The sequence below is a fragment of the Mycobacterium sp. OAS707 genome (assembly GCF_014873705.1).
Lineage (GTDB): Bacteria > Actinomycetota > Actinomycetes > Mycobacteriales > Mycobacteriaceae > Mycobacterium.
This window is the reverse complement of the sequence record NZ_JADBDS010000001.1, coordinates 872092-897475: the sequence shown is the minus strand read 5'-3', so window position 1 is coordinate 897475 and position 25384 is coordinate 872092. Positions and strand designations below refer to the sequence as shown.

General features: G+C 63.1%; 27 protein-coding genes. 20 read left to right on the top strand and 7 right to left on the bottom strand.

The features are described 5' to 3' along the window. Positions 1-4 precede the first annotated feature (4 nt). From GGC64_RS04395 to trmD, 3 genes are read left to right on the top strand one after another with little or no spacing between them, the layout of a single operon-like run. Positions 5-247 carry an RNA-binding protein gene (locus GGC64_RS04395; RefSeq protein WP_003881089.1) on the top strand — a complete coding sequence of 81 codons (243 nt, stop codon included), beginning with the start codon at positions 5-7 and terminating at the stop codon, positions 245-247. A gap of 7 nt (positions 248-254) precedes the next feature. Beyond that, a complete protein-coding gene (gene rimM / locus GGC64_RS04390; protein ID WP_192721215.1) occupies positions 255-773 on the top strand; it encodes a ribosome maturation factor RimM in 519 nt (172 codons plus the stop codon). Next, positions 773-1450, top strand: a complete 678-nt coding sequence (gene trmD / locus GGC64_RS04385) for a tRNA (guanosine(37)-N1)-methyltransferase TrmD (protein WP_192721214.1) — start codon at positions 773-775, stop codon at positions 1448-1450. The genes rimM and trmD overlap by 1 nt, the downstream gene beginning before the upstream one ends. Positions 1451-1506: 56 nt before the next feature. Here trmD and GGC64_RS04380 read toward each other — a convergent pair whose 3' ends face one another. Beyond that, positions 1507-2451, bottom strand: coding sequence for a hypothetical protein (locus GGC64_RS04380; protein ID WP_192721213.1), 945 nt, complete (start codon positions 2449-2451; stop codon positions 1507-1509). Between the two features lie 314 nt (positions 2452-2765). Between GGC64_RS04380 and rplS the strand changes: the two genes are divergently transcribed. The 4 genes from rplS (at position 2766) to GGC64_RS04360 (ending at position 5148) form a co-directional block, all read left to right on the top strand. After that, the gene (rplS, locus tag GGC64_RS04375) at positions 2766-3107 is read left to right on the top strand and encodes a 50S ribosomal protein L19 (protein WP_064351209.1); all 342 of its coding nucleotides are present in this window, start codon (positions 2766-2768) and stop codon (positions 3105-3107) included. 77 nt (positions 3108-3184) lie between these two features. Then, entirely contained in the window at positions 3185-4030 is an 846-nt protein-coding gene (gene lepB / locus GGC64_RS04370) for a signal peptidase I (protein WP_370581975.1), read from the top strand. Between the two features lie 17 nt (positions 4031-4047). After that, positions 4048-4767 carry a ribonuclease HII gene (locus GGC64_RS04365; RefSeq protein WP_192721211.1) on the top strand — a complete coding sequence of 240 codons (720 nt, stop codon included), beginning with the start codon at positions 4048-4050 and terminating at the stop codon, positions 4765-4767. 75 nt (positions 4768-4842) lie between these two features. After that, positions 4843-5148, top strand: a complete 306-nt coding sequence (locus GGC64_RS04360) for a DUF2469 domain-containing protein (protein ID WP_015306240.1) — start codon at positions 4843-4845, stop codon at positions 5146-5148. Here the strand turns inward: GGC64_RS04360 and GGC64_RS04355 are convergent, their stop codons facing one another. Further along, positions 5149-6246 (bottom strand): dihydrodipicolinate reductase, encoded by a 1098-nt coding sequence (locus GGC64_RS04355; protein ID WP_192721210.1) that lies wholly within the window; start codon positions 6244-6246, stop codon positions 5149-5151. A 243-nt stretch (positions 6247-6489) separates the two neighbouring features. Between GGC64_RS04355 and GGC64_RS04350 the strand changes: the two genes are divergently transcribed. Next, positions 6490-7689, top strand: a complete 1200-nt coding sequence (locus GGC64_RS04350; protein WP_192721209.1) for a cytochrome P450 — start codon at positions 6490-6492, stop codon at positions 7687-7689. 10 nt (positions 7690-7699) lie between these two features. Here GGC64_RS04350 and GGC64_RS04345 read toward each other — a convergent pair whose 3' ends face one another. The 5 genes from GGC64_RS04345 to GGC64_RS04325 form a co-directional block, all read right to left on the bottom strand. Next, positions 7700-9040 carry a TetR/AcrR family transcriptional regulator gene (locus GGC64_RS04345; protein ID WP_225951162.1) on the bottom strand — a complete coding sequence of 447 codons (1341 nt, stop codon included), beginning with the start codon at positions 9038-9040 and terminating at the stop codon, positions 7700-7702. 76 nt (positions 9041-9116) lie between these two features. Continuing rightward, complete coding sequence (locus tag GGC64_RS04340) at positions 9117-9665, bottom strand: nuclear transport factor 2 family protein (RefSeq protein WP_192721208.1); 549 nt, start codon at positions 9663-9665, stop codon at positions 9117-9119. Then, entirely contained in the window at positions 9662-10303 is a 642-nt protein-coding gene (locus GGC64_RS04335) for a nitroreductase family protein (protein ID WP_192721207.1), read from the bottom strand. The genes GGC64_RS04340 and GGC64_RS04335 overlap by 4 nt, the downstream gene beginning before the upstream one ends. Before the next feature lie 11 nt (positions 10304-10314). Then, a complete protein-coding gene (locus GGC64_RS04330) occupies positions 10315-10821 on the bottom strand; it encodes a hypothetical protein (RefSeq protein ID WP_225951428.1) in 507 nt (168 codons plus the stop codon). A 15-nt stretch (positions 10822-10836) separates the two neighbouring features. Then, positions 10837-11811, bottom strand: a complete 975-nt coding sequence (locus tag GGC64_RS04325; RefSeq protein WP_192721205.1) for an SDR family NAD(P)-dependent oxidoreductase — start codon at positions 11809-11811, stop codon at positions 10837-10839. Positions 11812-12012: 201 nt separating this feature from the next. On the opposite strand from GGC64_RS04325, the gene GGC64_RS04320 reads away from it, so the two are divergent. The 12 genes from GGC64_RS04320 to GGC64_RS04265 all read left to right on the top strand — a co-directional run bounded on the left by GGC64_RS04320 (position 12013) and on the right by GGC64_RS04265 (position 25363). Continuing rightward, on the top strand, positions 12013-13695 hold the full coding sequence (locus tag GGC64_RS04320; protein WP_192721204.1) for a nitric oxide reductase activation protein NorD: 1683 nt from the start codon (positions 12013-12015) through the stop codon (positions 13693-13695). A 153-nt stretch (positions 13696-13848) separates the two neighbouring features. Continuing rightward, positions 13849-14700 (top strand): CbbQ/NirQ/NorQ/GpvN family protein, encoded by an 852-nt coding sequence (locus tag GGC64_RS04315; protein WP_192721203.1) that lies wholly within the window; start codon positions 13849-13851, stop codon positions 14698-14700. A gap of 66 nt (positions 14701-14766) precedes the next feature. Then, entirely contained in the window at positions 14767-15879 is a 1113-nt protein-coding gene (locus GGC64_RS04310) for an ABC transporter substrate-binding protein (RefSeq protein WP_192721202.1), read from the top strand. Positions 15880-15883: 4 nt separating this feature from the next. Further along, the gene (locus GGC64_RS04305) at positions 15884-17026 is read left to right on the top strand and encodes a spirocyclase AveC family protein (protein WP_192721201.1); all 1143 of its coding nucleotides are present in this window, start codon (positions 15884-15886) and stop codon (positions 17024-17026) included. After that, on the top strand, positions 17019-18038 hold the full coding sequence (locus tag GGC64_RS04300; RefSeq protein ID WP_192721200.1) for an SDR family oxidoreductase: 1020 nt from the start codon (positions 17019-17021) through the stop codon (positions 18036-18038). Before GGC64_RS04305 ends, GGC64_RS04300 begins: the two co-directional genes overlap by 8 nt. Then, complete coding sequence (locus tag GGC64_RS04295) at positions 18031-19515, top strand: aldehyde dehydrogenase family protein (protein ID WP_192721199.1); 1485 nt, start codon at positions 18031-18033, stop codon at positions 19513-19515. Before GGC64_RS04300 ends, GGC64_RS04295 begins: the two co-directional genes overlap by 8 nt. 11 nt (positions 19516-19526) lie before the next feature. Further along, the gene (locus GGC64_RS04290) at positions 19527-20741 is read left to right on the top strand and encodes a cytochrome P450 (RefSeq protein WP_192721198.1); all 1215 of its coding nucleotides are present in this window, start codon (positions 19527-19529) and stop codon (positions 20739-20741) included. A 70-nt stretch (positions 20742-20811) separates the two neighbouring features. Then, a complete protein-coding gene (locus tag GGC64_RS04285; RefSeq protein WP_192722391.1) occupies positions 20812-22080 on the top strand; it encodes a cytochrome P450 in 1269 nt (422 codons plus the stop codon). A gap of 51 nt (positions 22081-22131) precedes the next feature. Continuing rightward, positions 22132-22551: a limonene-1,2-epoxide hydrolase family protein gene (locus GGC64_RS04280; protein WP_192721197.1), complete on the top strand. Its 420-nt coding sequence runs from the start codon at positions 22132-22134 to the stop codon at positions 22549-22551. Between the two features lie 42 nt (positions 22552-22593). Continuing rightward, a complete protein-coding gene (locus tag GGC64_RS04275) occupies positions 22594-23664 on the top strand; it encodes an NAD(P)-dependent oxidoreductase (protein ID WP_192721196.1) in 1071 nt (356 codons plus the stop codon). Between the two features lie 69 nt (positions 23665-23733). Continuing rightward, complete coding sequence (locus tag GGC64_RS04270) at positions 23734-24120, top strand: nitroreductase family deazaflavin-dependent oxidoreductase (RefSeq protein ID WP_192721195.1); 387 nt, start codon at positions 23734-23736, stop codon at positions 24118-24120. Positions 24121-24136: 16 nt separating this feature from the next. Further along, positions 24137-25363 carry a cytochrome P450 gene (locus GGC64_RS04265; protein WP_192721194.1) on the top strand — a complete coding sequence of 409 codons (1227 nt, stop codon included), beginning with the start codon at positions 24137-24139 and terminating at the stop codon, positions 25361-25363. The last annotated feature ends 21 nt before the right edge of the window (positions 25364-25384 follow it).

The window sequence follows — 25384 nt, the reverse complement described above, 5'->3', positions numbered from 1 at the left end:
GGCCATGAGCTCTGTCGTCGTTGACGCCGTGGAGCACCTGGTCCGCGGCATCGTGGACAATCCGGACGATGTCCGGGTCGACATGGTGACAAGCCGGCGCGGTCGCACCGTCGAGGTGCACGTGCACCCTGACGACCTCGGCAAGGTCATCGGCCGCGGCGGTCGCACCGCAACCGCGCTGCGCACGCTGGTCGCAGGCATCGGTGGCCGCGGCATCCGCGTCGACGTGGTGGACACCGACCAGTAGTGTCCCGATGGACCTGGTAGTCGGGCGCGTCGCCAAAGCGCACGGCGTCTCCGGCGAAGTGGTCGTCGAGATCCGCACCGACGATCCGGACATCCGGTTCACGCCCGGTTCGTCTCTGCGGGGCAGGCCATCTCGGGGCGGCCCGGAAAGCCGCTACGTCATCGATTCCGTTCGCGAACATGGCGGGCGACTGCTGGTGCGGCTGGAAGGCGTTGCCGACCGCAACGCCGCTGACGCGTTGCGGGGCACGCTTTTTCTCGTCGACTCGCAGGACCTGCCGCCGATCGAGGACCCCGATGAGTTCTACGACCATCAGCTCGAGGGGCTGCAGGTCGTGACGACAACCGGCACTGTCGTCGGCTCGGTCGAAGAGGTATTGCACACCGCCGCAGGCGAATTGCTGTCAGTGCGCAGCGACGAGGGCGAGGTGTTGGTGCCGTTCGTCAGCGCCATCGTGACGTCGGTCTCGCTCGCCGACCAGACGATCGTGATCGACCCGCCAGACGGCCTGCTGGAGCTGGGCTGATGCACATCGATGTCATCACGATATTTCCGGACTACCTGAACCCGCTGCGACAGTCGTTGCCGGGCAAGGCGATTGAAGCTGGCATCATCGAGCTTGCGGTGCACGACCTGCGGCGCTGGACCCACGACGTCCACAAATCGGTCGACGATTCGCCGTACGGGGGCGGCCCGGGCATGGTGATGAAGGCACCGGTGTGGGGCGAGGCGCTCGACGAAATCTGCTCGGAGGAAACACTTCTGATCGTTCCTACGCCTGCGGGCCGGCTGTTCGGACAGGCCGACGCGCAGCGATGGAGCAGCGAGAAGCATTTGGTGTTCGCATGCGGGCGATACGAAGGCATCGATCAGCGCGTCGTCGACGACGCGGCCCGCCGGATGCGCGTCGAAGAAGTCTCGATCGGCGACTATGTGTTGCCGGGCGGTGAATCAGCCACGCTGGTGATGATCGAGGCGATCGTTCGTCTGCTGCCCGACGTGCTCGGCAATCCTGCGTCACACCAAGATGATTCGCATTCCAACGGCTTGCTTGAGGGGCCGAGCTACACTCGGCCGCCGAGCTGGCGCGGACTCGATGTTCCCGAAGTACTGCTGTCGGGTGACCACGCGAAGATCGCGTCGTGGCGACACGAACAAGCGCTGCAACGCACGCGGGAGCGCCGCCCCGACCTGCTCAATTAAGGCGACTTGTGTGCGTTTCAGAGCGCTGAGCGCAAAAAAACGCACACAAATCGCGGCTAGATCCGGCCGCCAGGGAACATCGTCTTGACGGCCTGGGTGATGGTGGCGCGGGCGGTGTCCGCATCGGTGGTCTGCATCGAGCCGATGGCCACGACGTAGCGGCGGTCCGGTCCGATCACGCCGGTCGACAGGTGCACCCAATTACCGCCGTTCCAGCAGCAGAACCAGCCCTGCTTGACGGCGACCGGCTCCGAATACAGCCCCTCGGGGATGCCGAACCGCTGCGGATACACACCGCCGGGCATGGTGCCGTCGATCGCCAGCGGTGTGGAGGCCGCCAGGTTGGACATGATGATGTTGGCCCGCTCCTGCGGCAACCCGCCGGTGCCGTCGAGCAGCTTGTCGTAGTACCGGACGAGGTCACCGGTCGTGCTCAGCGTGTTGTACCAGCGACCGTCGTAGGGGGTGGTTGTCGCGCCCAAGCCGTACCGCCCGGTGACTCGCGAAACGATCGCGCTTCCGCCGCTTCGATTCCAGAAGACCTCCGCAGCGCTGTCGTCCGACGACCGCAGCATGGCGTCAAACGACTGGCGATCCTCGGGTGACAGCTGGGTCTGTCCCTTCGCCTCCTGCAGCATCAGGTCGTCGGCGATGAACAACTTGACCACCGAGGCGATCGGCATTGGTTTGTTGTTGCCGTTGGTGACAATTTGCCCGGTGTTTCGGTCGAGAACCGTGATGGTTACGTCGGCACCGGCCTTCGCGGCGTCGGCCGTCGCCTGTTTGGCCCGGGCGTCAAGGCCGGCGAACGTGGCCGCGGGCTCGTCGGGCGGGGATTCGGGCAGCGGGGCCCTGGTGCCCATCGGGGCGATAACGGTGAGCTGGGGCGCGGCGGGCGCGTCGGTGTCGCCGTAGACCCTGGCTTCGCAGCCGGCCAGCAAGGGCGCCAGGATGGCGACGGCAGCGGTCGCCTTCACCAGTGTCGGCGACGGCCGTCGCATGGTCCTCCCTTTGCGTTTCCCAATCCCGGATCAGGTTTGCCAACCGCCCTGTCGGTGGCCTCAAGCGTAGCGGTTGACTGGCGCCGTCGCGTGCTTAGCGCCAGCGCGTTTCGGAAGGGTCTGGCTCGCGTCGTCGGGCGGCGATTTCACTCGATTTCAGAGATTGAAGTACGTCTGGCACAATTGAGCAGTTGTCCGCGCGGGCCTAGGCCGCCCGCTGCGAGACGCCCTGAACGCCCGAACAGATCGGCTCGGCTACCCGTCACATCGTGACGTAGGCGCCCGCAGTCGCCAACGACAAGGAAGTGTCACCGATGAACACGCTGGACTTCGTCGATCAGACGTCGCTGCGCGACGACATCCCGGACTTCGGCCCCGGCGACACCGTTAACGTGCACGTCAAGGTCATCGAGGGCTCCAAGGAGCGCATCCAGGTTTTCAAGGGTGTCGTCCTTCGCCGCCAGGGCGGCGGCGTCCGTGAGACCTTCACCGTGCGCAAGGAAAGCTATGGCGTCGGCGTCGAGCGGACCTTCCCGGTGCATTCGCCCAACATCGACCACATCGACGTCGTCACCCGCGGCGACGTGCGCCGCGCAAAGCTGTACTACCTGCGCGAACTGCGCGGCAAGAAGGCCAAGATCAAGGAGAAGCGCTGATCTCGCGCATCGACGAGGTCTGATCCTTGGCAACCGACGAGCCCGGCGGTAAGCACCGCGCTGGCTACTCTGATGCGGTGACCGACTCCACGAACCCTCAGGATTCGTCTTCCGACCCAACGCCCGAAGGCTCCGATTCGGTCACCGACGACACGACCGACCCGGTCAGCGACGAAAAGGTCGAAGAACCCAAGAAGCGCGGTGCGGTGCGCGAAGCTGCGCTGCTGATCACCATCGCGGTGGTGCTCTACTACGTGATGTTGACGTTCGTCGCGCGGCCTTATCTGATCCCGTCGGAGTCGATGGAGCCCACGCTGCACGGCTGTACGGGCTGCACGGGTGACCGGATCATGGTCGACAAGCTCACCTACCGGTTCGGCGCACCGCAGCCCGGCGACGTGATCGTGTTCAAGGGCCCGTCCAACTGGAACATCGGCTACAAGTCGATCCGCTCGAAGAACACCGCCGTGCGCTTCGTGCAGAACACGCTGTCGTTCATCGGTTTCGTGCCGCCCGACGAGAACGACTTGGTCAAACGGGTGATCGCGACGGGCGGACAGACTGTCCAGTGTCGCGCCGACACTGGGCTCACGGTGGACGGCAAGAAGCTGACCGAGCCGTACCTCGACCCGTCGACGATGTTGGCCGACCCGAAGATCTACCCCTGCCTGGGTCCGGAGTTCGGGCCGGTGAAGGTGCCCGATGGGCGGCTCTGGGTGATGGGCGACAACCGCACCCACTCAGCGGATTCCCGTGCGCACTGCGGTAATACGCCCGCCGAGGCGCAGCAGGGACTGATCTGCACGGGTGACCCGACGCCTGGCACGGTGCCGGTAGACAATGTGATTGGAAAAGCACGGTTCATCGCCTGGCCCCCGTCGCGATGGGGTGGAGTCCACGCGGTGAACCCGCAGACTCAATAGCTCAGGGGGAGCTGCTCTTGCCGGCGACATGGCCTCCGCGAACTGTGATCCGGAAGTCCTCAGGCCTGCGCACCCTGGAGTCCGCACTGTACCGCGGCGGACTCGGTCCGGTGGCGGGCGTCGACGAGGTCGGCCGCGGCGCGTGCGCCGGTCCGCTGGTGGTCGCGGCATGCGTCCTCGGGCCGAACCGGCTGGAGAGCCTTTCGGCGCTCGACGACTCCAAAAAGCTCAACGAGAAGGAGCGCGAGCGGCTGTTTCCGCTGATCCGCCGGTACGCGCTGGCCTATCACGTGGTGTTCATCCCGTCCGTCGAGGTGGATCGACGAGGCGTGCATGTCGCGAACATCGAGGGCATGCGGCGGGCGGTGGCCGGTCTGTCGGTGCGGCCTGGTTATGTGCTTTCGGACGGATTTCGGGTGCCGGGGCTGCCGGTCCCGTCGCTTCCGGTCGTCGGCGGCGATGCGGCCGCGGCCTGCATCGCGGCGGCCAGCGTGCTTGCGAAGGTCAGCCGCGACCGGTTGATGGTCAACATGGAGGCCGAACATCCGGGCTACGGGTTCGCCGAGCACAAGGGCTACAGCACCCCGGCCCACAGTGCGGCGCTGGCCCAGCTCGGGCCCTGCAGCCAGCACCGATATTCGTTCATCAACGTGCGCCGGCTGGTGCCGGTCGGGGGTGAACTCGTGCCGGAATCCGCCCTGGAGACCGAACCCGAGCAGCAGAGCCAATTGGGGTAGGGGAGAATTGGAAGTTGCGATGAGCGCTTGCGCGAAGAGCCGATGGCGTCGCCGATATGAAGGACAGCTGAGCCGATGAGTGCCGAAGATCTCGAGAAGTATGAAACCGAGATGGAGCTCTCGCTCTACCGCGAATACAAGGACATCGTCGGTCAGTTCAGCTACGTCGTGGAGACCGAGCGGCGGTTCTACCTGGCCAACAGCGTCGAGTTGGTGCCGCGCAACTCCGAGGGCGAGGTCTACTTCGAGCTGAGGCTGGCCGATGCCTGGGTGTGGGACATGTACCGACCGGCCCGGTTCGTCAAGCAGGTCCGGGTCATCACGTTCAAGGACGTGAACATCGAAGAGGTCGAGAAGCCCGAGCTCCGACTGCCCGAATAGTCAGCCGAACGCGCCCCGCGGGATCGTCAACGGCAGGTCGACCGAGCTGAGTAAGCCGGCGGGTGCCGCGACGACGTACGGCACGGCGTTGACAACCCGCATGGCGGTGGCAACCATCGCGCCCGCCCCAGACGTCATGCCCTCGATGCCCGCCGCCTTGCGGTCGCGAACCGTGGCCGCCATGGTGCAGTCAATGTCGGGTTGGCCGGTGATCACGACGCGGTAGCCGAGCGCGCCTGGCAGCGTGGGCCAGTCGGGCGCGACGTCGGGCGCCAGCCGGGTGACGTGTTCGATGACGATGGCTTCGCGGCCGTCGACCACGCCGATCGCCTGCATCCGCAATGCGCCGCAGGTGCCGGATTCGACGGTGCCCATCGCCACCTCGAGTGTCCGATCCGTCACCGCGCGATCGAACGTCTCGCGCACCTCTTGAACCTCGACACCGAGCGCCTCGGCGACCATCCGTATCTGTCCCTGCCACTCTCCTGCGATGGCACCGGGAAAAGCGATCCACGGTTGGTAGTCGAGCGGGCGACCGAAACCCATTGCGTCGCTCATGATGTCGGGCACGCCGTAGTCGTCGTACAGGCCGATCTCATACGCGTGGATCTTCTCGATCCGCGACGACTGCGTGGTAAGCACCAGTGGCAGGTAGTCGGCGGCGAATCCGGGTTCGATGCCCGACGCGTACAGCGACGCCTGGCCTTCTTTCGCGGCGACGGTCAATTGATCGCGCCACTCGGCCGGCTCGTAGGCGTTCGGGTTCACCAATCGAGTGGTGCTCGTCGTCACGACGTTGATTCCGGCGCGCAGCAGTCGGACGTAGTCGGGGACCGCGAGGGCGTCGCGTTCGGGACCGCTGGCCGCGTACACGACACAGTCGGGGTTGAGCGCGATCAGCGCGTCGGCATCGGTGGTGGCTTGCAGACCGATCGGCTCGCCGTTGGCCAGTTCGCCGGCGTCCTTGCCGTTCTTCTCCTGCGAGTGCACCCACACCCCGACCAGGTCGAGGTCGGGCCGCTGGTGGATCGCGCGGATGGCGATCGATCCGATGCCGCCCGTCGCCCACACCACGACGCGGTGCTGACCTTTTGCCATGTCGACTCCTCGAGAGCTATCGCGTGCGACTGTCGGATCGCTTTAGAATAGTAATCACTATTATATTCGAGGGGAACAAAATTTAGGTTAGAGTCCGTGCCGAGTTTGGTGTGAACGAGAGGTAAGCCTGTGACATCCCCGCTGAGAACGGCTATGTGGTCGAAGCGCCGGCAGGGCTGCTGAGCTCGCTCGACTTGCCGAACACCCTGCCGCGCTATGCATTCGAATGAAGAGGAGGCCGACATGACGACCGGCGCGAACGCCACCGATCTCTATTACGACCCGTTCGACTTCGCCATCGATGACAACCCGTACCCGATCTGGCGGCGGATGCGGGACGAGGCTCCGCTCTACCACAACGAGAAGTACAACTTCTATGCGCTGAGCCGGTACAACGATGTTGCGCGTGAACTGCACAACTGGGATACCTACCGGTCAGGCAAGGGCACGACCATGGACATCATCATGAGTGGTGTCGAGGTGCCGCCCGGCGTAATCCTTTTCGAAGACCCACCGCTACATGATCTTCATCGGCGTGTGCTGTCAAGGGTTTTCACGCCGCGCCGGATGGAGGCCATCGAGCCGCTGACTCGTCAGTACTGCGTACGCGCGCTCGATGAGCTGGCAGGTGCCTCGCGATTCGACTTGATCACCGACTTCGGGGCGCTCATCCCGATGCGGACCATCGGCTACCTGCTTGGCATCCCCGAAGAGGGACAGCAGCAGATCCGGGACAACACTGATGCGTCGATCGGCCTCAAAGACGGTAGTTTCCTGTCGGTGTCGAGCGCCACCTTCGAGAATGCGTACCAACTGTTCGCCGACTACATCGAATGGCGTGCCGAGCATCCGTCCGACGATGTGATGACGCAACTGCTCAACGCGGAGGTGGTCGAGGACGGTGAGCTGCGACCGCTGACGCGCATCGAGGTGCTGACATATACGAGCATGATCGCTGGCGCGGGCAACGAAACGACCACTCGGCTGATCGGCTTCATCGGCCAACTACTCGCCGAGCACCCCGACCAGCGACGCGAACTCGTCGAGGATTTCTCGCTGATTCCCCGCGCGATCGAGGAAGTGCTGCGCTACGAGTCGCCGTCGCCGGTGCAGGCCCGCACAGTCGCCCGCGACACCGAAGTGCACGGGCAGACGATCGCGGAGGGTTCGATCATGTTGCTACTCAACGGTTCAGCCAACCGGGACGAGCGGCAGTACCCCGACGGAGACAGTTTCGACATCCACCGCACCGGATCGCATCTCTCCTTCGGTCAGGGACTGCACTTCTGTCTCGGATCGTCGCTGGCGCGGATGCAGGCGCGGGTCGCGCTCGAAGAGATGCTGACGCGGTGGCCGGAGTGGGAGATCGACCTTGACGACGCGGAGATGGCGCACACATCCAGTGTCCGTGGGTGGGGGAGACTGCCGCTGATCACGGGTTGAGAAGGGATGGTCACATGTCGCGCACAGCGATTCCCCGCAGGGTCGTGTCTCGCGCGAGAATCAATGCGTTCCGCGTCCCGATTTCCTGAAGGATGTTCTCCGGAATCCACTGCTCGCCGATGATGCACCGGGCGAGCAGGTCGGCGGTCGGACTGTCCACCTGTATCTCGCCGGCGCGCATGCCCTCGGAAAGGAGTGCTTTCATCTGCCGGATTCGTGTGGTGAACGACCATGCCGGGGTGGACGTGTCCGGAGGCGTCTGCCGCAACCACGCCAACTGAATTCGGAACTCGTCGGGGAACTGGTCGAGCGCGTTGACGTTCAACCAGCTCAACGCATCCAGCTTCTCGACTGTGGTCGAATCCGAACGAACGATGTCGGTCCATGCGCCGCCGACCTTGTGCCCGAATTCGAGCATGATCGACATCAACAGCTCGTCCTTCGAACCGATCACCCGGTACACAGTGCCCGTCCCCAACCCCGCGGCCGCCGCGATGTCGCGGATCGTGGTCATCTCATAGCCGCGGCGACCGAATTCGGCCCGTGCCACCGCGCGCACATGAGCGGCCTTCAGGTCCGTGTCATTCTCGGTGTCGACCCAGCTGTCGATCACCTGCTGCGCCACTGCGAACGCGTTCGACTTGTCCAAATCGGTGTCGGTGGGCGGGTCGACGGCGAGTCCTTGCAGGGCGATCCGGCTTTTCAGCCTGGCCACCTCAGTGGCCGAGGCGTTGTGGCGAACGACGTCGAGACCGGCGTGCAACATGCTTTGGCAGAGGCGATCGGCCAGCGTGGGGAGGTCGATGTCTCCTCGGATGTATCCGCTCCAGCGGCCGGCGCGTAACGCCTGCAACATCGCGGCCTGAATTTTCGTCGGCGGCCGTTTCGCCAATTCGACGAGCTCCGGGTCGGTGCTCGGACCCTCGTAGAACGACATTTGAAGAGCTGCGCGATGTTCCACCGCGCAGCGAGCGATCTCGCATCCGAGTTCCGTGATCTGCTCGGAGGCCGGACGGGGATCGGGCTGATCGATGCGTTCGAGGGCGCGATCACCGACGCGGTCGAGATCGATGTGGTAACGCCGGATCAGTTCGACCAGGATCGCTTCCTTGGATTCGAAATGGTGATACAGGCTGCCGGCGAGGATGCCTGCGGCGTCGGCGATTTGCTGCAGCGAGCTCCGTAGTCCCGTCGTGGCGATGACAGTGTCGGCCGTTCTCAGGATCTCGGTGCGCCTGGTGGCATCCACCGTTGGCTCTTCCGTGACGGCAGAGAGCTTGGTGGAATGGCCCTTCTCGCTCGCGGGACGGCCGCGGACGGACCTCCGCTTCACGGCGTCGGCGTCGGCCATCGCTGAGTCCTCCTTCGCCGGTCGTCGCGGGTGCGGACCTGAGAATTGATACTACCGAGCGCGGAACGGTCGGCGCTCACTCCGGTGTCGCGTGCCGCACGGCCACCAGCGGACGGTCGTACGAGGCATCGGACCTGTCATGGGTGGCGACCCTCATCGTCGGTGCCATCATCGCGATCACCTCGTCGGTGACCAACGACGTCGACTCGGCGTTCCACTCGACCACACAGACGCGGTCGACGATCGCCCACCGCCCATCCCTTCGCTCCAACCGGTCCACGTATCGACCGCCAGACAGCGTCAGGTGATTCGCAGGCTCCTTGTCGGTGCCGACGAACAGGTAGTACGTCTCGGCGTGCGCCTGGTCGCCGTCGATGTCGGCGGTGTGGTTGAGCAGGTAGTGCTGGTACCTGGTCTGCGTCGAGTGATAAGCGAACGCCCAATCGATGAAGTCGTCCACCTCACCGACGAAGCCGACGTGATCGTCGACAGCCCCGTCGTGGTACGCAGACCGGAGGATCTCGCGATCGCGGCGGTCCATCCCTCGCGCATAACGTTCGATGCAATCCCGGATCTCGGTGCGAGCCTCGAGGCGGGCTAGGCGCTCCTGCAGATCTGCATTCATTGGCAACCCCATTCGTTGACGGCAATAACTTCTTCCAGATTGCGACGAGGCGTTGGCGCGAATACGTGTCCGGTGCGCAACCTTGCGACGGGAAGGAGGCAGCCCTGGACGAAGGTCGCGGGAATACCCAGCAATTCGCCGACTTCTCGCTCGTGTTCGAGGTGCATTGTCGTGATACACGTGCCATAACCGCGCGAATGCAGCGCGAGTTGAAAGTTCCACACAGCGGGGAACATCGATCCGTAGAGGGTTGCCAGGTAGAAGGACTCGTCGCCGTCGGTGCGCGGGTAGCTTGGCTCGTAACAAGGGATCACGAGCACCGGTACCTGGTGCAGGTTCTCGACGAGGAACTCCGTCGAGGACATCAGTTTGGCCTCCGACGTGCCTGCGGGCATCAGGCCGGAAACCAGCTGACCGCCTACCTTTTTCAGGTAGGTGTCGCGGTAGATCTCGGCGATTCGTGCCCGCAGCGACGGTGCGGTGACGACCATCCACCGCCACGCCTGCTGGTTCGAGCCGTTCGGCGCGTGCAACGCGATCTGCAAGCATTCGCGGATCTCATCCAGGGCGACCGGAGCCGCCAGATTTAGCGCCTTGCGTGCGGACCTCGTCGTGGTGAGCAATTGGTCGATGTCCACGGCTGCCTCGACTACGTCGCGATCTTCGACGCGAGGTCGAGCACGGTAACGGTGTCGGTGCCTTCTTTCTTCAGCCGCTCCGAGGATCGGACGCCAAGATCGACGTCGGTGGCCTGGACGCGCAGGGCACCAACGGTCAGCTGCTCCTTCGGAATGTGGCTGAACATATCAAAGTTGTACAGCCGCAAGGCATTCCCGTGGGTAATCTTGTGGTTCGGCGCTGCCGCCACCCCGTCGGCGTTCATGTCACCGATCCGCTCGTCGATGTTGTAGCAGCCTTCGCGGATCTCGGACAGTTTCGTCGGTTCGGCGCCGTACTCGTCGGGAGGACGGCCGGCGACGGCGTTGAGACCGACATTGGTGGCCTCCGCACCTTCGAAAACCCAAGCGTCCGTGCCGTCTTCGCGTTGGATCAGCTTGGGAACGTCGTCCTTGTACTTGGCGGGAATGTGGTTGTCGAACAGGCCGGGTGGTTCGACCATGTGGTTGTCCACGGAGACGAGAACCATGTCGTTCATGTTCACGGGCACTCCTTAATTCCTTGTGGGTTCCGGAAAGGAGACGTCGGCGTTGTCGGGCATTGCGCTGATGCCGCGGCGGTCGCACACCTCGAGGACTTCGTCGACGATGGAGTCGGGCACGATGAATTTGTCGGTCGCCGAAATCTGTTTGATGTGTGCGAGGACATCGTCGGCCGTGGGCTCGGTTTCTGAGTCCGCCAACCAGCCGTCAGCGAGTCCCATGAACACGCGCGCGTAGCGCCCTGCGCATGCCGAGTAGTTGCGATGGGTGAAGTCGCAATCGGCGCTGGCAAGGAAGACTACGAGGGGCACCACGAGTTCCGGCCTGATCGCGCGCATGAACCCTGATTCGGCGAGGAACTTTTCGTCGCCGACGGTCTCGGTGACCATCCGCGAAAAGCCGGTCGGAAGAACGGTGTTGGAAAGAATGCCGTGCGCGGCGCCTTCGATGGCGATGACGTTGGATAGTCCAACAAGGCCGGCTTTAGCGGCAGCGTAATGCGCTTCCATCGGCTGGCCGAAATTTCCCGCCGACGAGGAGATGAAGACGAAGCGCCCGTACTTCTGTTTCGCCATCACCTTGTACGCGGGCTGGCTCAGATAGAAGCCGCCGTCGAGGTGCACTCGCAACATCTGCCGCCAGCGGTCGGGCGAGATCTCGTCGAACGGGATGCTGTTGAAGATGCCGGCATTGCTGACGACGGCATCGAGTCGGCCAAAGGTCTCCACTGCGGTGGCGACGATTGTCTGCCCACCCTCGGGGCTGTCGACCGAGTCGTAAGATGCGACCGCCCGGCCACCGGCGTTGGTGATCTCCTCGACCACCTGGTCGGCGACGCTGGGGTCGACACCCTGACCGCCCATGGTGCCGCCCAGATCGTTGACCACCACCGCGGCGCCCCGCTTCGCCAGGTCGAGGGCGTAGAGCCGGCCGAGCCCGCGTCCCGCTCCGGTCACGATCGCAACCTTGCCATCGAACTCGATCATCGCGGACTCCTTACCAATTGGTCACTGCAGTCGTCGTTGAAGAAAACCTCGGCGAAGTCGGCATCGGGCCAGGGGTACGAGAAACCCACGTGTCCGAACAACCTCATCTGACTTGGTGCTTGATTGACTCCACTTCAAGCGGACTCTACGGTGGAACAATTATTAGGTCAACATTGCGCCGGTGTGTGAGGAGGTGGCCCGATGGTCTCTGATGTCGACACCGAGCGTTTGCAGCTGCTCGGAATGTTGGCCTCCGCACTTGCGGGCCGTCCGCTGGCTGTGGCCGCCGGCGGCGCGGGCGAACCGTCGTGGACCGACGGCCAGACAGTGTTCGTCGATCCGTCCGCACGCGCCCGCGCCAATCTCGAATCGGTAGCCGTACACGCGTCGTTGCTCGCCGCGGACAGTCTCACGCCCGACGTCATCGACCAGCTGATACGGCGACCCAAACTGGCCAAGCGCTACTTGGCCGTCGAGGGACACCGGGCGCTGGTCGCCAACAATGATCTGCTGCCCGGCGTACTTACATCCTTGGCCGATCGCAAGCTCGCATCGCTCAGTGATTCAGCGGCATCGTCTCTTCGCATTGCGACCGCCAAGGATCCGCTTTCCGACCCGCCAACCGTTTTCGGTGTCATTCGCGCGAAAAAGCTGGCGGCGGCCATCAAGCGCACCGAGGCCGACGACCCGAAGGCCGGTCACGTGGCGCGCAAAGAGGCCAAGGGCGAGCTGGAGGCGCTCGACGAGGAGGCTGTCGACGACAGCGACGAGCCCGATGTGTTCACCAACCCGGTCGGTGGCGGCGGCTTCATCGGGAAATTGTTGAAGAAGATGTTGTCGTCGGCGCGTAAGACGGGGAGCGACGGCGGCGGACCTCCCGGCGCGGACACGCCGACCCACCGAACGAATTCGGCCAATCGGGGCGTCTACGCGGTGTCCTCGACCGCAGTGGCGACGGGAGAGGACGCCGCCGACATCAAGCAAGACGGGCTGAAGTATCCGGAGTGGGACGCCTCGCGCGGCGTCTACCGCCCAGACTGGTGCACGGTGCGCGAAGTCGAGCCGAAGATCAAGCCGTTCGCGACGCAGGCCATCGAGAGTGCGATCGGGGTGCGCCGACCGCTGGCCCGGCTCGGTATGGGCTTGCACCGCAGGCACCGTCAGCCGCAGGGGGACGACATCGACATCGACGCGGCTGTGGAGTCGCGGGTCGAGGTGATGGCCGGTTCGGTGCCTGACGAAGCCGTTTACCTCGACAGCCTCCGCAGGCGCCGCGACCTGTCGGTGCTACTGCTGCTGGACATCTCGGGGTCGACCGCCGAACCGGGGACACTCGGACGCACTGTGCACCAGCAACAGCGGACCGCGGTCGCCAACCTCGCGGTCGCACTGCACGATCTGGGCGACCGGGTGTCGTTGTACGCCTACTACTCGCAGGGCCGGGCGGCGGTGAGCATGGTGCCGGTCAAACGGTTCGATGAGCACCTCGACGCAGGCATCTTCAGACGACTCAACAGCCTTGAGCCGGGTGCATATTCGCGACTGGGAGCGGCGATACGACACGGGTCGTCGGTGCTGGAGAAGCGTGGGGGAACTTCCCGGCGGTTGTTGGTCGTGCTGTCCGACGGCCTGGCCTACGACCACGGATACGAGCGTGACTACGGCGCCGCGGACTCGCGTCGAGCTCTGAACGAGGCGCGGCGCCGGGGGATCGGGTGCGTGTGCCTCACGGTGGGAGCGGGCACCGACGTGCGATCGTTGAAGAAGGTCTTCGGCAGCTCCGCGCACGCCACCATCGGCAGGCCCGAACAACTCGCAGGTGTCGTCGGTCCGCTGTTCAGATCGGCGGTGCGCGCCGCCGAGATGCGGAGGCGGGTGTCGTGAGATTCGTCCGCGAACTCGGAAATGTATTGCCCAACAACTCTATTCAATGTATGCGGTCAGAGAGAAACCGTAGCCTTCACATGCTTGAAACAAACATCTGTTCCGATTAGGCTGTGGGTGGTCGCATCGATGCGGCTGATACGGAAGGGCACTATGGCAAACGAGGCCGGGCTGGCGGAGCAGAACGGCGCCAGGCCGCACACCGAATCGGCGCGCCCGTATTACCAGTCGGTGGGTAACGAGGAGGCGGTCTTCAAGGCGGCCTACCGTCAGGGACTTTCGCTGGTGCTGAAGGGCCCTACGGGCTGCGGCAAGACCCGCTTTGTGGAGGCGATGGCGCACGATCTCGGCCGACAGTTGATCACGGTGTCCTGTCACGACGATCTGACCACGGCCGACCTGGTGGGCCGGTATCTACTGCGGGGGGATGAAACGGTCTGGGTCGACGGCCCGCTGACCCGTGCTGTGCGCGAAGGGGCCATCTGCTATCTGGACGAGGTCGTGGAGGCCCGGCAGGATACGACCGTCGTGTTGCACCCGCTGGGCGATCACCGGCGGCAGCTACCGATCGAGCGGCTGGGCATCACCCTCGATGCGGCACCGGGCTTCGGCCTCGTCGTGTCATACAACCCCGGCTATCAGAGTGTGCTGAAGGACTTGAAGGACTCGACCCGGCAGCGCATGGTCGCCATCGAATTCGGTTATCCCGCCCCGGAGGTCGAGGAGGCAATCGTCGTCCACGAATCGGGTGTCGATGCGCCGACTGCGGCCGAGCTGGTCAAGTTCGCCCAGGCGATCCGCCGACTGGAGACCGGGGGACTGCGCGAGGTGGCGTCCACCCGCGTGCTCATCGCCGCAGGTCAGCTGATCTCCGAAGGGCTGTCTATCAGCGATGCGGCGAGAGCCGCGATCGCGGGACCACTTACCGACGACCCCACGGTGGGTCGCGGGCTCGACGAGATGATCCATGTCTATCTGGGCGGGGCCACGCGCGACAGGCAGTGATTGACGTTGCGCGGCGGGGGACGCTAGGGTCTGAACAAATATTAGGTTTGGTGCAGCGGAGGCCACATGTCGTATGTCAGCGGGGCGGAGCCGATCAAAGTCGGCTATTTGATGGACTTCACGCTTGCCGCGGACTTTCCGAAGGAATTGCTGGATTCGTTCGTCCAGTCCTTAGACCTCGTTTTCGAGGATGCCCTCGAAAAGGGGATCCTGGATCGGCGCGTGGAGGTGATCTATAAGGAGGTCGAGGGTCTTCCCAAGGGCACCGTGAAAGCGGTGATCGACGCCTATGCCGAGCTTGTCGACGAGGGTTGCCTTGTGGTGTTCGGGCCCAACATCACCGACAACGTGGTTCCGACGCGCGAGGCGATCGAAGAGCGTTTCAAGGTGCCGGCGATCAGTGTCACCGGGACCGACGACTGGTTGGGCGAGTGGACGTTCTCCTTCCCGCAGGGTTCGATGACCGATGAGCCCATCTTCATCGCCGACCTCGTGGCAAAGCGGGGATTGACCACGGTCGGCATCCTGGTCGAGCAGAACCTGATCGGCGAGTCGTACTTGAGCAACATGCGAAAAGCCTGTGTTCGCAAGGGTATTCGGATTGTTGCCGAGGCGCCCATCGCTCAGACGGCGCAGGACTGCAGTGCTGCAGTGGCCTCGCTGCATGCGGCAGGGGCCGAGGCGATCGTCCACTTCGGCTTCGGGTTTGGCGTCGTCTTCATCAACCCGGCCCTCGAAGCCCTCAATTGGGATCCGCCGCGCTTCACCACCACCGCCTTCCAGAACGCGTGGATCAATCCCGTGATGTGGAAGGCGTTCATGGGGTGGATCGGTGTCGACCAGTACGACGAGGAGAACAAGCTCGGCCAGGACTTCCTCGACCGCTACGAGGCCAAGTACGGCAACCGTCCCGAGTATTGCGTTTCCGTGGTCAATCACGATATCGCCTCGACGTTGGTGCGTGCTTTCGCCGATGCGCATCCGTTGAGTCCTCGCGGTGTCAAGGAGGCAATCGAGCGGGTGAAGATGATGCCCGCGGCCTCCGGTGCGCCCGGGACGCGCGTGTCATTTGGCAAGTGGACCCGCCGGGCCTGGATGGGCGCGGGGTACCTCGTCGCCCGCACCTTGGACGCCGACGGCGTCAATTCGCATTTGGTCGACCGATTTGGTCAGGAGTGAACGCATGAGCACCGAAGAATCCACGCCGCTACTGGTTGATTCCCGAAAGCAACCACCCAGGGGGCGAAGAGGAAAGGGAAGCCTGGGGTCGTGGCTGGCCGGTATCGGCCTGCTCGCATTCATCGGCTTGTTCATCGCGGTTTCGCGTACTGCGCTCGATCCGCGAGTGGCCAATCCCAACACTGTCGGCAGGCCGCGTCCGGTGGACTATCTCTTCGACTTCACCGGGTGGATGGGGTTCATCCAGGTCGCCACGGCGCTGATGCTGGTGACCCTCGTGGTCGTTTTCATCGTGGGCTGGCGACGTAATCCCGGCAGTCCGGTGATGTTGATGTTCTTGGTCACGACGTTGATCGTCTGGCAGGACCCGATCATGAACTGGGCGCCGTACGCGGTGTACAACCCCGACCTGCTGCACTGGCCGGAGTCCTGGTATCTGATCATGATGTCGCCGACGGTCGAGCCGTTCATCGTATTCGGTTATGTGACATTCTATTTCGGACCGTATTTCCCGGCAGTCTGGATTCTTCGCAGATGGCAGGCCAAACGCGGTCCCGAAGCATTTGTCAGCAGGCATCCGCTCATCAGCCTGGGCGGACTGGTGCTGGTTATCGGCTTCGTGTTCGATGCAATGCTTGAAGTCGGATCGATCCGCACCGGTCTGTACATCTATTCCCAGGTGATTCCCTTCGGGTCGATATTCAACGGCACCCCATTCCAATTCCCGCTGATTTGGGAATCCCTCGCGGTGACGTTCGTGATGATCCCGGCGGCCATCCTCGTCTACCGCGATGACACGGGGAAGTCGGTGGCCGAAAAGCTGGCCGCGAGAGCCAAGCTGTTTCCGACCAAGCCGGTGCTGGGCACGTTCTTGGTGATGTTTGCGATCATCAACGTTGCGTACTTTGCCTACGGCGGATGGTTCTGGGCGATCAAGGCGAGCGGGTTGGCGACATCGGTTGCGTGCCCGTGGCCGTACCCCGAGGCGAAAGTGTATGACCCGCAGGGGTATTACCGGGCCAACGGGGCCGAGGGGCCGTATTCGGTCGGCAAGTGGGCCACCTGGCAGCAGGGGCCGTTCGCCGATGTCGACGTCGAGTTGGGGTCGAAGAGCATGCGTTGTGCGGCAGGAAGTCAGCATGGCTGAGCCGCGCAGCGTCGTCATCACCGGCGCCTCACGAGGACTCGGGTTCGCGTCGGCGTGCCATCTGTACAAGCAGGGCTGGCAGGTGGTGGCCGCGATGCGGTCAGTCGATGCGGGCATGGAGCAACTACGTGAGGCGACTGGAGCGCGCGAAGGTGATCCACGCTTGATCGGGGTGACCCTCGATCTCACCGACGCAGCGTCCGTGGCAGCCGCGGGGAAGTCGATCTTAGAGATGGTTGGCGCTCCTTTTGGATTGGTGCACAACGCCGGTATTAGCCCGACAGGGATGGTCGAAGAGACGCCGATGAGCGTATGGGAACAGACGTTCGCGACGAACATCTTCGGTCCGGTGGAGCTGACCAAGGCGCTACTTCCCTCCATGCGCAATGCCGGACAGGGACGCATCGTCCTGGTGTCCAGCGCAGCTGGAGTCCGTGGAATGCCGGTAACCGCAACCTATTCCGCGGTCAAGGGTGCGCTCGAACGGTGGGGCGAGTCGATGGCAGGTGAGGTCGCAGCATTCGGGATCGGGGTCACCATCCTGGTCGCCGGCTTCTACAAGACCGAGATCATCACGAATCCGCGTGCCGCAAGCTACTGCGATTTCGACGGGCCGTATGCATCCCACCACAGCGCCTGGGACAAGCGTGGTTTCGAACAATTGGCCGTACGTATGGCAAGGCCGCCGGAGCAGTTTGCCGTCAGACTGGCCGAGGCCCTCGATGATTCGGCGCCGTTCGTCAAGCGGGGGATCGACAATGACGCGCGAATGTTATTGGTCGCCAACCGCCTTTTGTCCGGCGCCGCGATGCATCGCATGACGCGGTTGATGATGGGCATACCGCGGTTCGGCGCCATGCGCGGGGGAGCATATCCGTTGACCGCGAGCCAGCGGGCAATGGTCTTCGCGGCGAAGGTTCTTCCCCAGCCCGTGCTACACCGACTGGCGTCGCTCGCGGCGCGGCGTTCAGCCACCACGCACGCTCCAAATGGAAGTGAGAGCAATGACTGAGGCAACGACAGTGGCGTTCGAGTCGAGGATGCTGATCGACGGCAAGCTCGTCGACGGTGAGTCAGGCACGTTCACCAACATCAACCCGGCCAACGAGGACGTGCTCGGCGAGGTCGCAGACGCGTCGAAGGCCGACATGAACCGTGCCATCGACGCAGCGCGGCGTGCGTTCGATGAGACCGACTGGTCGACCAACAAAGAGCTGCGTAAGCGTTGCCTGCTGCAACTCCACGACGCGATCGAAAGCGAATTGGAGGATTTGCGTGAGGAACTTATCCTCGAGGTCGGCGCGCCCAGGGCGGTGACCCATGGTCCGCAGTTGGATGCTCCTCTTGAAGATGGCCTCAAATACCCTGCCAGACTGATTGATTCCTTCGAATGGGAAACCGACCTCGGTGACAAGGTCATCTCCGTGACCGGCGTCAACACCAGGCGCAAGGTCTGGCATGAGCCGGTGGGCGTCGTCGGAGCGATCGTTCCATGGAACTTCCCTTTCGAAGTCACCATCAACAAGCTCGGGCAAGCCCTGGCCACCGGAAACACCGTGGTCCTCAAGCCCGCACCGAACACACCCTTCAACGCCACCCGATTGGGCCGGCTCATTGCCGAGAAGACCGACATCCCGGCGGGTGTGGTCAGCGTCGTGACCGCATCAGATCACTTCGTCGCTGAGGAACTGACCCTGTCGCCGAAGGTCGACATGATCTCGTTCACCGGTTCGACCGTCGTGGGCAAGCGGATCATGGAAAAGGGCGCGGCTACGATGAAGCGGCTGTTCCTCGAACTCGGCGGCAAATCGGCGACGATTGTGCTCGATGACGCGGACTTCAATACCGCCTGCCTGATCGGAATCGGCCCGCTCATGCACGCCGGCCAGGGTTGCGCGACCCCCACCCGAATGCTGTTGCCGCGCAGCCGTTATGACGAGGGTGTGGCGATTCTCAAGGGTCTGTACGAGAACATAAAAGCAGGCGATCCGCAGGACCCGGCCACCATCTGCGGACCGGTGATTTCGGCGAAGCAGCAACAGCGCATCCTGGGCTATATCCGCAAGGGTGTAGACGAGGGAGCGACGATGCTCGTCGGAAGCGCCGAGCCGCCGAAGGAATTCGACAAGGGCTTCTGGGTCACCCCAACACTTTTCACTGACGTCGACAACTCGATGACGATTGCTCAGGAAGAGATTTTCGGGCCCGTGCTTGCTGTCATCGCCTACGAGGACGAAGAAGACGCGATCAGGATCGCCAACGACAGTGTGTACGGGTTGGCGGGAAATGTGATGTCAGGCTCGACGGATCGCGCGTTGGCCGTCGCGCGTCGGCTGCGTGCCGGGTTCATCGGCCTCAATGGCACCGCTGGATACAGCGCCGATACACCGTTCGGGGGCTACAAGGACAGCGGGGTCGGGCGCCAGAACGGCCTGGTCGGCTTCAGCCAATACACAGAAGTGAAATCCGTCGCCTACCCGGCGACTTGATAGGAGCCAGCATGTCAGAACTGTTCGACCAGCTCGAAGACTTCGCGGCGTTCGATGATGTCGTATCGGGCGACGTCCGCGACCCCTACCCGGAGCTGGCCAAACAACGCCACGACACTCCGATCCAGCGCATCGATATGTCGACGATGCCCGGCGAGGAGGGCAAACCTGTCTTCATCGTCTACCGGCACGAGGACATCCAGACCATGCTGCGCGATCACGAGACCTTCTCGTCGCAGGCCGTGATCCAGATCTTCGGCGACGTCTTGGGTCATGGGGTGATGCTGGGTATGGATGAACCCATCCATGGTCGGCTCCGCTCCTTGGTGACGAAGGCCTTCACCCAAAAGGCCCTGGCGCGTTGGGAAGACGAGATCGTGGGGCGTATCGGCAACGAGCTGATCGACCAGTTCGCTTCGGACGGCAAGACGGACCTGGTCAAGACGTTCACATTTCCGTACCCGAGCCGCATCATCGCCGCCCTGCTCGGCCTGCCGGAGGAGGATTTCCCGCAGTTCCAGCGTTGGTCGATCTCGATGCTGAGCTACACCATCAACCCCGAACGCGGTCTGGCGGCGTCGAAGGCCCTTGTCGACTACTTCACCCCGATCCTGGAGGCGCGCCGAGCCGAACCTCGCGAGGATTTGATCAGCAGCTTGGCGGCCGCCGAAATCGATGGACAAAAGCTCGCCGACGAGGACATCTACTCCTTCATCCGGCTCCTTCTTCCGGCTGGTGTGGAAACCACCTACCGGTCGCTGGGTAGCTTGCTATTCGCGCTACTCACCCATCCCGACCAACTCGATGCGATCCGCGCCGACCGCTCGCTGTTACCCCAAGCCATCGAAGAAGGCGTGCGCTGGGATGCGCCGCTGCTCAACATCACTCGCGTCGCCACTCGCGACACCGAGTTGGCGGGAGTGCCCATTCCCCAGGGATCTTCGGTCATGCCGATGCTCGGTGCGGCCAACCGCCAAGAAGATCGCTACGTCAAACCCGACGCCTTCGACATCTTCCGGCAGGCGAAAGTGCCCATCAGCTGGGGGCACGGAGTCCACGTATGCCTGGGCATGCACCTGGCCCGGTTGGAAATGCGTACCGCCATCAACCTGCTCCTGGACCGACTACCGAACCTCCGCCTCGACCCTGACGGCGACGATCCGCACATCCGCGGCATGGTGTTCCGCTCACCAACGTCACTGCCTGTGCTGTTCGACCCGGCTTGAGAGGGTTCGCGGCTCGGCGTGGGTGCGAGTCCGATTGCAGGCAATGAACATTGAAAGGAATGAGAAGCGCATGACCGACTTTGACACCGTGGACTTTTTCACTGACGAAGGCCTTGTTGCTGACCCGTACGGCTACTTCGACCATCTTCGGTCGAAATGTCCGGTAGCGTCGGCAACCCCCTTCGACGTGATGGCGGTGACGGGCTACGAGGAAGCTCTGGCGGTCTACAAGAACAACGTTGACTTCTCATCATGCAACTCGCTGGCTGGCCCGTTCTCCGGTCTGCCCTTCGGCCCGGATGGGGCCGACGACGTCACCGACCTGATCGAGAAGCATCGCCATGTCGCCCCCATGGCAGAGCACATCTCGAATCAAGATCCCCCGCTGCACAGTCGGACCAGAAGCCTGATGAACAAGCTGATCACTCCGAAGCGCCTGAAAGAGAACGAGGAGTTCATGTGGCGGCTTGCCGACGAGCAGTTGGACACATTCCTCGAGCGAGGTAGCTGCGAGTTGCTGGCAGACTACGCAAAGCCATTTTCCCTACTTGTCATCGCTGATCTGTTGGGTGTCCCACCAGAGGATCATGAAGAATTCAAAGCACACTTCGGTACTCAGGTGGCTGGAGAGCTTGGCGAGGGAACGACAGATCACAATCCCCTGGAATGGCTCAACGAGAAGTTCCACGCCTACATCGAGGACCGGAGGCGCTCGCCGCGCGGTGACGTGCTGACCGAGTTGGCCCAGGCGAAGTACGACGATGGGTCGACGCCCGAGATCGAGGACGTCATGAACTTGTCGACGTTCCTCTTCGCCGCAGGGACGGAGACGACGACAAAGCTGGTCAGCGCGGCAGTACGGGTCATCGCTGAGAATCCGGAACTCCAAGCGTCCCTACGCGAGGACCGAGCCAAGATTCCGGCCTTCCTCGAGGAGACGCTACGCATGGAAAGCCCTGTCAAGGCTCACTTCAGGATGGCCAGCAAGACCACCACGGTAGGGGGAGTGGAGGTGCGTGCGGGAACAACGGTCATGCTGCTGCCCGGTGCATGCAATCGCGATGAACGAAAGTTCCAGTCGCCGAACACCTTTGATATCAATAGGCCGAACGTCCGTGAGCAGATCGCCTTCATCCGCGGGGTGCACTCCTGCCCGGGTGCTCCGTTGGCCAGGGCGGAAGGTCGGATAACGATGAATCGAGTGTTGGATCGCATGGGGGACATCGCGATTTCTGAGGCGCATCATGGCCCGGCGGACCAGCGGCACTACGAATACGACCCGACCTTCATCTTGCGGGGTCTACGCGAACTGCACGTGACCTTCGCCGCGATCGGCTGAACGCAATAACCATGTGGCGTTGCCTAATTCCGTCCGAAATGGAGGTTTCCCGTGTCTGATCCTGTTGACGTGGTCCGCGAGTTCTGCGCCCTGATGGAACGTCGCGATCCCGAAGCTCTGCGTCCCCTGCTTGCCGACGACGCTGTTTACCAAAACGTCGGTATGCCCGCCTTCACCGGAGTCGACGCCATCGTGGAGAACATCGGCGCGCAGTTCTCGATGTTTCCAGACGCCTATGCGTTCGAGATCGTCAACATCGCCAGTGACGGTTCAGTCGTGCTGACCGAACGCCTCGACTACATCCAAGCCCCCGATGGATCCAAGCCGGCAATTCCGGTGATGGGAACCTTCGTGGTCGGAGATGACGGCAAGATCACACGATGGACTGACTATTTCGATGTCAACCTCACCGTCAAACTCCTTCAAGGAGAAGACATCAGCGAGCTGGTTCCCGCAGCGCCCAGGACATGACCCCGATCTGTGAACAAGCGACTGACATCACCGGGAGAAATCATGGCAGACACTGTCCTCGTCACCGGCGGCTTGGGTTTAGTGGGCTCGCAGACAGTCCGCAGATTGGCTGACCTCGGTCGCCGGGTGGTGGCAACGGATCTCGACACCCCCGCCAACCGGAAGGCGGCCGCGAAACTGCCGAGCGGCGTCGAGTTCCGGGGGGTCGATCTGACCGATTCCGCGCAAGTGCAGCGTCTCGTTTCCGACGTCGCCCCGGACGCGATCGTGCATCTCGCGGCGGTCATCGCACCGGCGATCTATCCGATACCCAAGCTTGCGCGACGGGTGAACGTTGATGCCACTGCACATCTTGTCCGCGTTGTCGAGGGGCTACCGAAGCCACCACGGTTCGTCCATGCGTCGAGCATCACCGTGATGGGTCCCCGAAATCCGCACCGCACCACCGCTCCGCTGACGGCGGAGGACCCGATGCGGCCCTACGACGTCTACAGCGGCCAGAAGTCCGAGGCCGAAGAGATCGTGCGATCATCGACGCTCGAGTGGGTGGTACTGCGGCTGGGCGCAGTGCTGAGCCCCGACATGGGGTCACTCCCGGTGACCACCGACGCGATGTACTTTCAAGCCGCACTGCCCAGCGACGGCCGAGTGCAGACCGTCGATGTTCGCGACGTCGCATGGGCGTTCGCTGCTGCAACCACCGCTGACGTTGCTCGCGAAATCCTGCTGATCGGCGGCGACGATTCCCACCGACTGACCTACGCCGAAGTCACCTCGAGCCTCGTTGCGGCTCTTGGTCTACCCGGAGCCATGCCGCCCGGCCGCCCCGGCGATCCGACCAGCGACGACGACTGGTTCGTCACCGACTGGATGGACACCACTCGCGCCCAAGAGGCGTTGCAGTTTCAGAATCATTCGTGGCCCGACCTGCAAGCCGAACTAGCGCAGAAATACCGCTTGCTGCGCTATCCGGGCCGGCTCGTCGCCCCGCTCGTGCGACTGGTCATGGGGCTACAGTCGCCCTATCGGAACGCACCGGGTCAGTACGCGGATCCATGGGGAAAGATACGCACCAAGCTGGGCGAGCCCTTGTGGGATCGGCCTCGAGTGTGATCCCGACCCCATTCTTCGCGCCGTGAAGTGTTCGGATTGAATAGATTTGGCAATTGGAGAGGGACATTCATGCGCGTACCTCGTGCTGTCGCAAACTTCAATCGTCGAGTCACCAATCCCGTGGCTCGCTCGCTTACGCCGTGGCTTCCGTGCTTGGGCACACTCGAACACACCGGACGCAAGTCCGGCAGACGATATCGAAGTCCCCTCCTGGTGTTCCGGACCAAGAACGGGTTCGTCATCCTGATCGGCTACGGGCCGGAAACCGACTGGCTCAAGAACATATTTGCGGGAGGACCGACAGTACTGCACAAGGCGGGCAAGGCAGTCACGTTGACCAACCCTCAGATCGTCGAGAAGGCTGTTGCCGCACCGCTCGTCATGCCGGTGCCCCGGCTGTTTTATCGCTTGTTCCCCTACAACGAAGCTGCATTGGTCCTGACGAAAACCGCTTAGTTGGAAAGGACTAGCCATGGTGAGCAAATCCCCGGAGGAGCACGCCCGTAACCTCGACCTTCGACACGACGATTTCAACGACCCGGAATACCTCTACGAGGTCTACGAGGTGATGCGGGAATACGCGCCGTTCTGTCATCAGGATTCCCCATTCGTGGGACCCACGCCGGGCGGCGCGTGGGTCGCTACCCGGTACGACGACTGTTTTGAGGTCGCTCGTGATTGGCAAAGCTTCTCCAGCAAGCCCGTGGATCCAGATGGCTCCCTCATGTGGTTCGGCGACATCGTCATTACCATCGATCCGCCTCGGCAACAGCAGCTTCGCAAGATTCTGAACCCGTATTTCTCCCCGGGGCGGATGAAGCAGTTGGAACCTCAGGTGCGCACGGTCACCGATGATCTGATCGACGACTTCATCGAGTCGGGGCGCGGCGACCTCGCCCACGTGGCGTGGCGGCAGCCCGGGATCGTGTTTTTCAGGTATCTGCTCGGCATGCCCGTCGAAGACGTGGCGTTGTACATCGAGACGACGGACGTCACGATCAACGGTGAGAGTGAAGAGGTCCGACAGGCGGCAATGAACGATCTGTACCAGCGCGTACGCGCTGAGATCGACAGGCGTCGCGATGAACCGCCGCGTGACGACCTCATCAGTGTGTTGCTCGATGCCGAGATCGACGGTGAGAAGCTGAGATTCGACGACGTGGTCGCGAACGTGATATTACTGGTGCAGGCCGGGCTCGAAACAACCTCCAGCGCAATGTCTTTCGCCTTCTTCTACCTGGGTACCAATGCTGCGGAGTGTGACCGGTTGGTCAGCGACCCTGCGTTGATGCCCAGGGCGATCGAGGAATTCATCCGGTTCGCCGGATCGATCCACGGCTTGAACCGCGCAGTCACCCGCGAGGTCGAACTCAGCGGCCACCAGTTCTGTCCTGGCCAGACGGTCGTCTTGAACTATGCGGCCGCCAACCGCGACGCGCGCGAGTTCGACGAGCCGAACAAGTGCATCATCGATCGACAGGCAAATCGGCACCTCGGGTTCGGAGTCGGCGTCCATCGCTGTCTGGGGTCCAATCTCGCCCGACTCGAGTTCCGAGTGGGTGTCGAACAGGTTCTGAATCGGATGCCCGACTACGCCATCGGCCCGGAGTCGGAAGTCGACTTCCAGGGGAACTCGGTCACTCGCGGCTACCGGGCCCTGCCCGTCAATTTCACCCCGGGTGCCCGCGTCGCCCAGTGAGTAGGATCGCTCATATCAGTT

Coding starts and splice junctions, on each gene's coding strand:
- GGC64_RS04310 (WP_192721202.1), top strand. CDS start 14,767: ATGTCGTATGTCAGCGGGGCGGAGCCGATCAAAGTCGGCTATTTGATG.
- GGC64_RS04270 (WP_192721195.1), top strand. CDS start 23,734: ATGCGCGTACCTCGTGCTGTCGCAAACTTCAATCGTCGAGTCACCAAT.
- GGC64_RS04355 (WP_192721210.1), bottom strand. CDS start 6,246: ATGGCAAAAGGTCAGCACCGCGTCGTGGTGTGGGCGACGGGCGGCATC.
- GGC64_RS04345 (WP_225951162.1), bottom strand. CDS start 9,040: ATGGCCGACGCCGACGCCGTGAAGCGGAGGTCCGTCCGCGGCCGTCCC.
- GGC64_RS04395 (WP_003881089.1), top strand. CDS start 5: ATGAGCTCTGTCGTCGTTGACGCCGTGGAGCACCTGGTCCGCGGCATC.
- GGC64_RS04330 (WP_225951428.1), bottom strand. CDS start 10,821: ATGAACGACATGGTTCTCGTCTCCGTGGACAACCACATGGTCGAACCA.
- GGC64_RS04340 (WP_192721208.1), bottom strand. CDS start 9,665: ATGAATGCAGATCTGCAGGAGCGCCTAGCCCGCCTCGAGGCTCGCACC.
- rplS (WP_064351209.1), top strand. CDS start 2,766: ATGAACACGCTGGACTTCGTCGATCAGACGTCGCTGCGCGACGACATC.
- GGC64_RS04295 (WP_192721199.1), top strand. CDS start 18,031: ATGACTGAGGCAACGACAGTGGCGTTCGAGTCGAGGATGCTGATCGAC.
- GGC64_RS04350 (WP_192721209.1), top strand. CDS start 6,490: ATGACGACCGGCGCGAACGCCACCGATCTCTATTACGACCCGTTCGAC.
- GGC64_RS04285 (WP_192722391.1), top strand. CDS start 20,812: ATGACCGACTTTGACACCGTGGACTTTTTCACTGACGAAGGCCTTGTT.
- GGC64_RS04265 (WP_192721194.1), top strand. CDS start 24,137: ATGGTGAGCAAATCCCCGGAGGAGCACGCCCGTAACCTCGACCTTCGA.
- GGC64_RS04300 (WP_192721200.1), top strand. CDS start 17,019: ATGGCTGAGCCGCGCAGCGTCGTCATCACCGGCGCCTCACGAGGACTC.
- trmD (WP_192721214.1), top strand. CDS start 773: ATGCACATCGATGTCATCACGATATTTCCGGACTACCTGAACCCGCTG.
- GGC64_RS04325 (WP_192721205.1), bottom strand. CDS start 11,811: ATGATCGAGTTCGATGGCAAGGTTGCGATCGTGACCGGAGCGGGACGC.
- GGC64_RS04380 (WP_192721213.1), bottom strand. CDS start 2,451: ATGCGACGGCCGTCGCCGACACTGGTGAAGGCGACCGCTGCCGTCGCC.
- rimM (WP_192721215.1), top strand. CDS start 255: ATGGACCTGGTAGTCGGGCGCGTCGCCAAAGCGCACGGCGTCTCCGGC.
- GGC64_RS04360 (WP_015306240.1), top strand. CDS start 4,843: ATGAGTGCCGAAGATCTCGAGAAGTATGAAACCGAGATGGAGCTCTCG.
- GGC64_RS04290 (WP_192721198.1), top strand. CDS start 19,527: ATGTCAGAACTGTTCGACCAGCTCGAAGACTTCGCGGCGTTCGATGAT.
- GGC64_RS04315 (WP_192721203.1), top strand. CDS start 13,849: ATGGCAAACGAGGCCGGGCTGGCGGAGCAGAACGGCGCCAGGCCGCAC.
- GGC64_RS04320 (WP_192721204.1), top strand. CDS start 12,013: ATGGTCTCTGATGTCGACACCGAGCGTTTGCAGCTGCTCGGAATGTTG.
- GGC64_RS04305 (WP_192721201.1), top strand. CDS start 15,884: ATGAGCACCGAAGAATCCACGCCGCTACTGGTTGATTCCCGAAAGCAA.
- GGC64_RS04275 (WP_192721196.1), top strand. CDS start 22,594: ATGGCAGACACTGTCCTCGTCACCGGCGGCTTGGGTTTAGTGGGCTCG.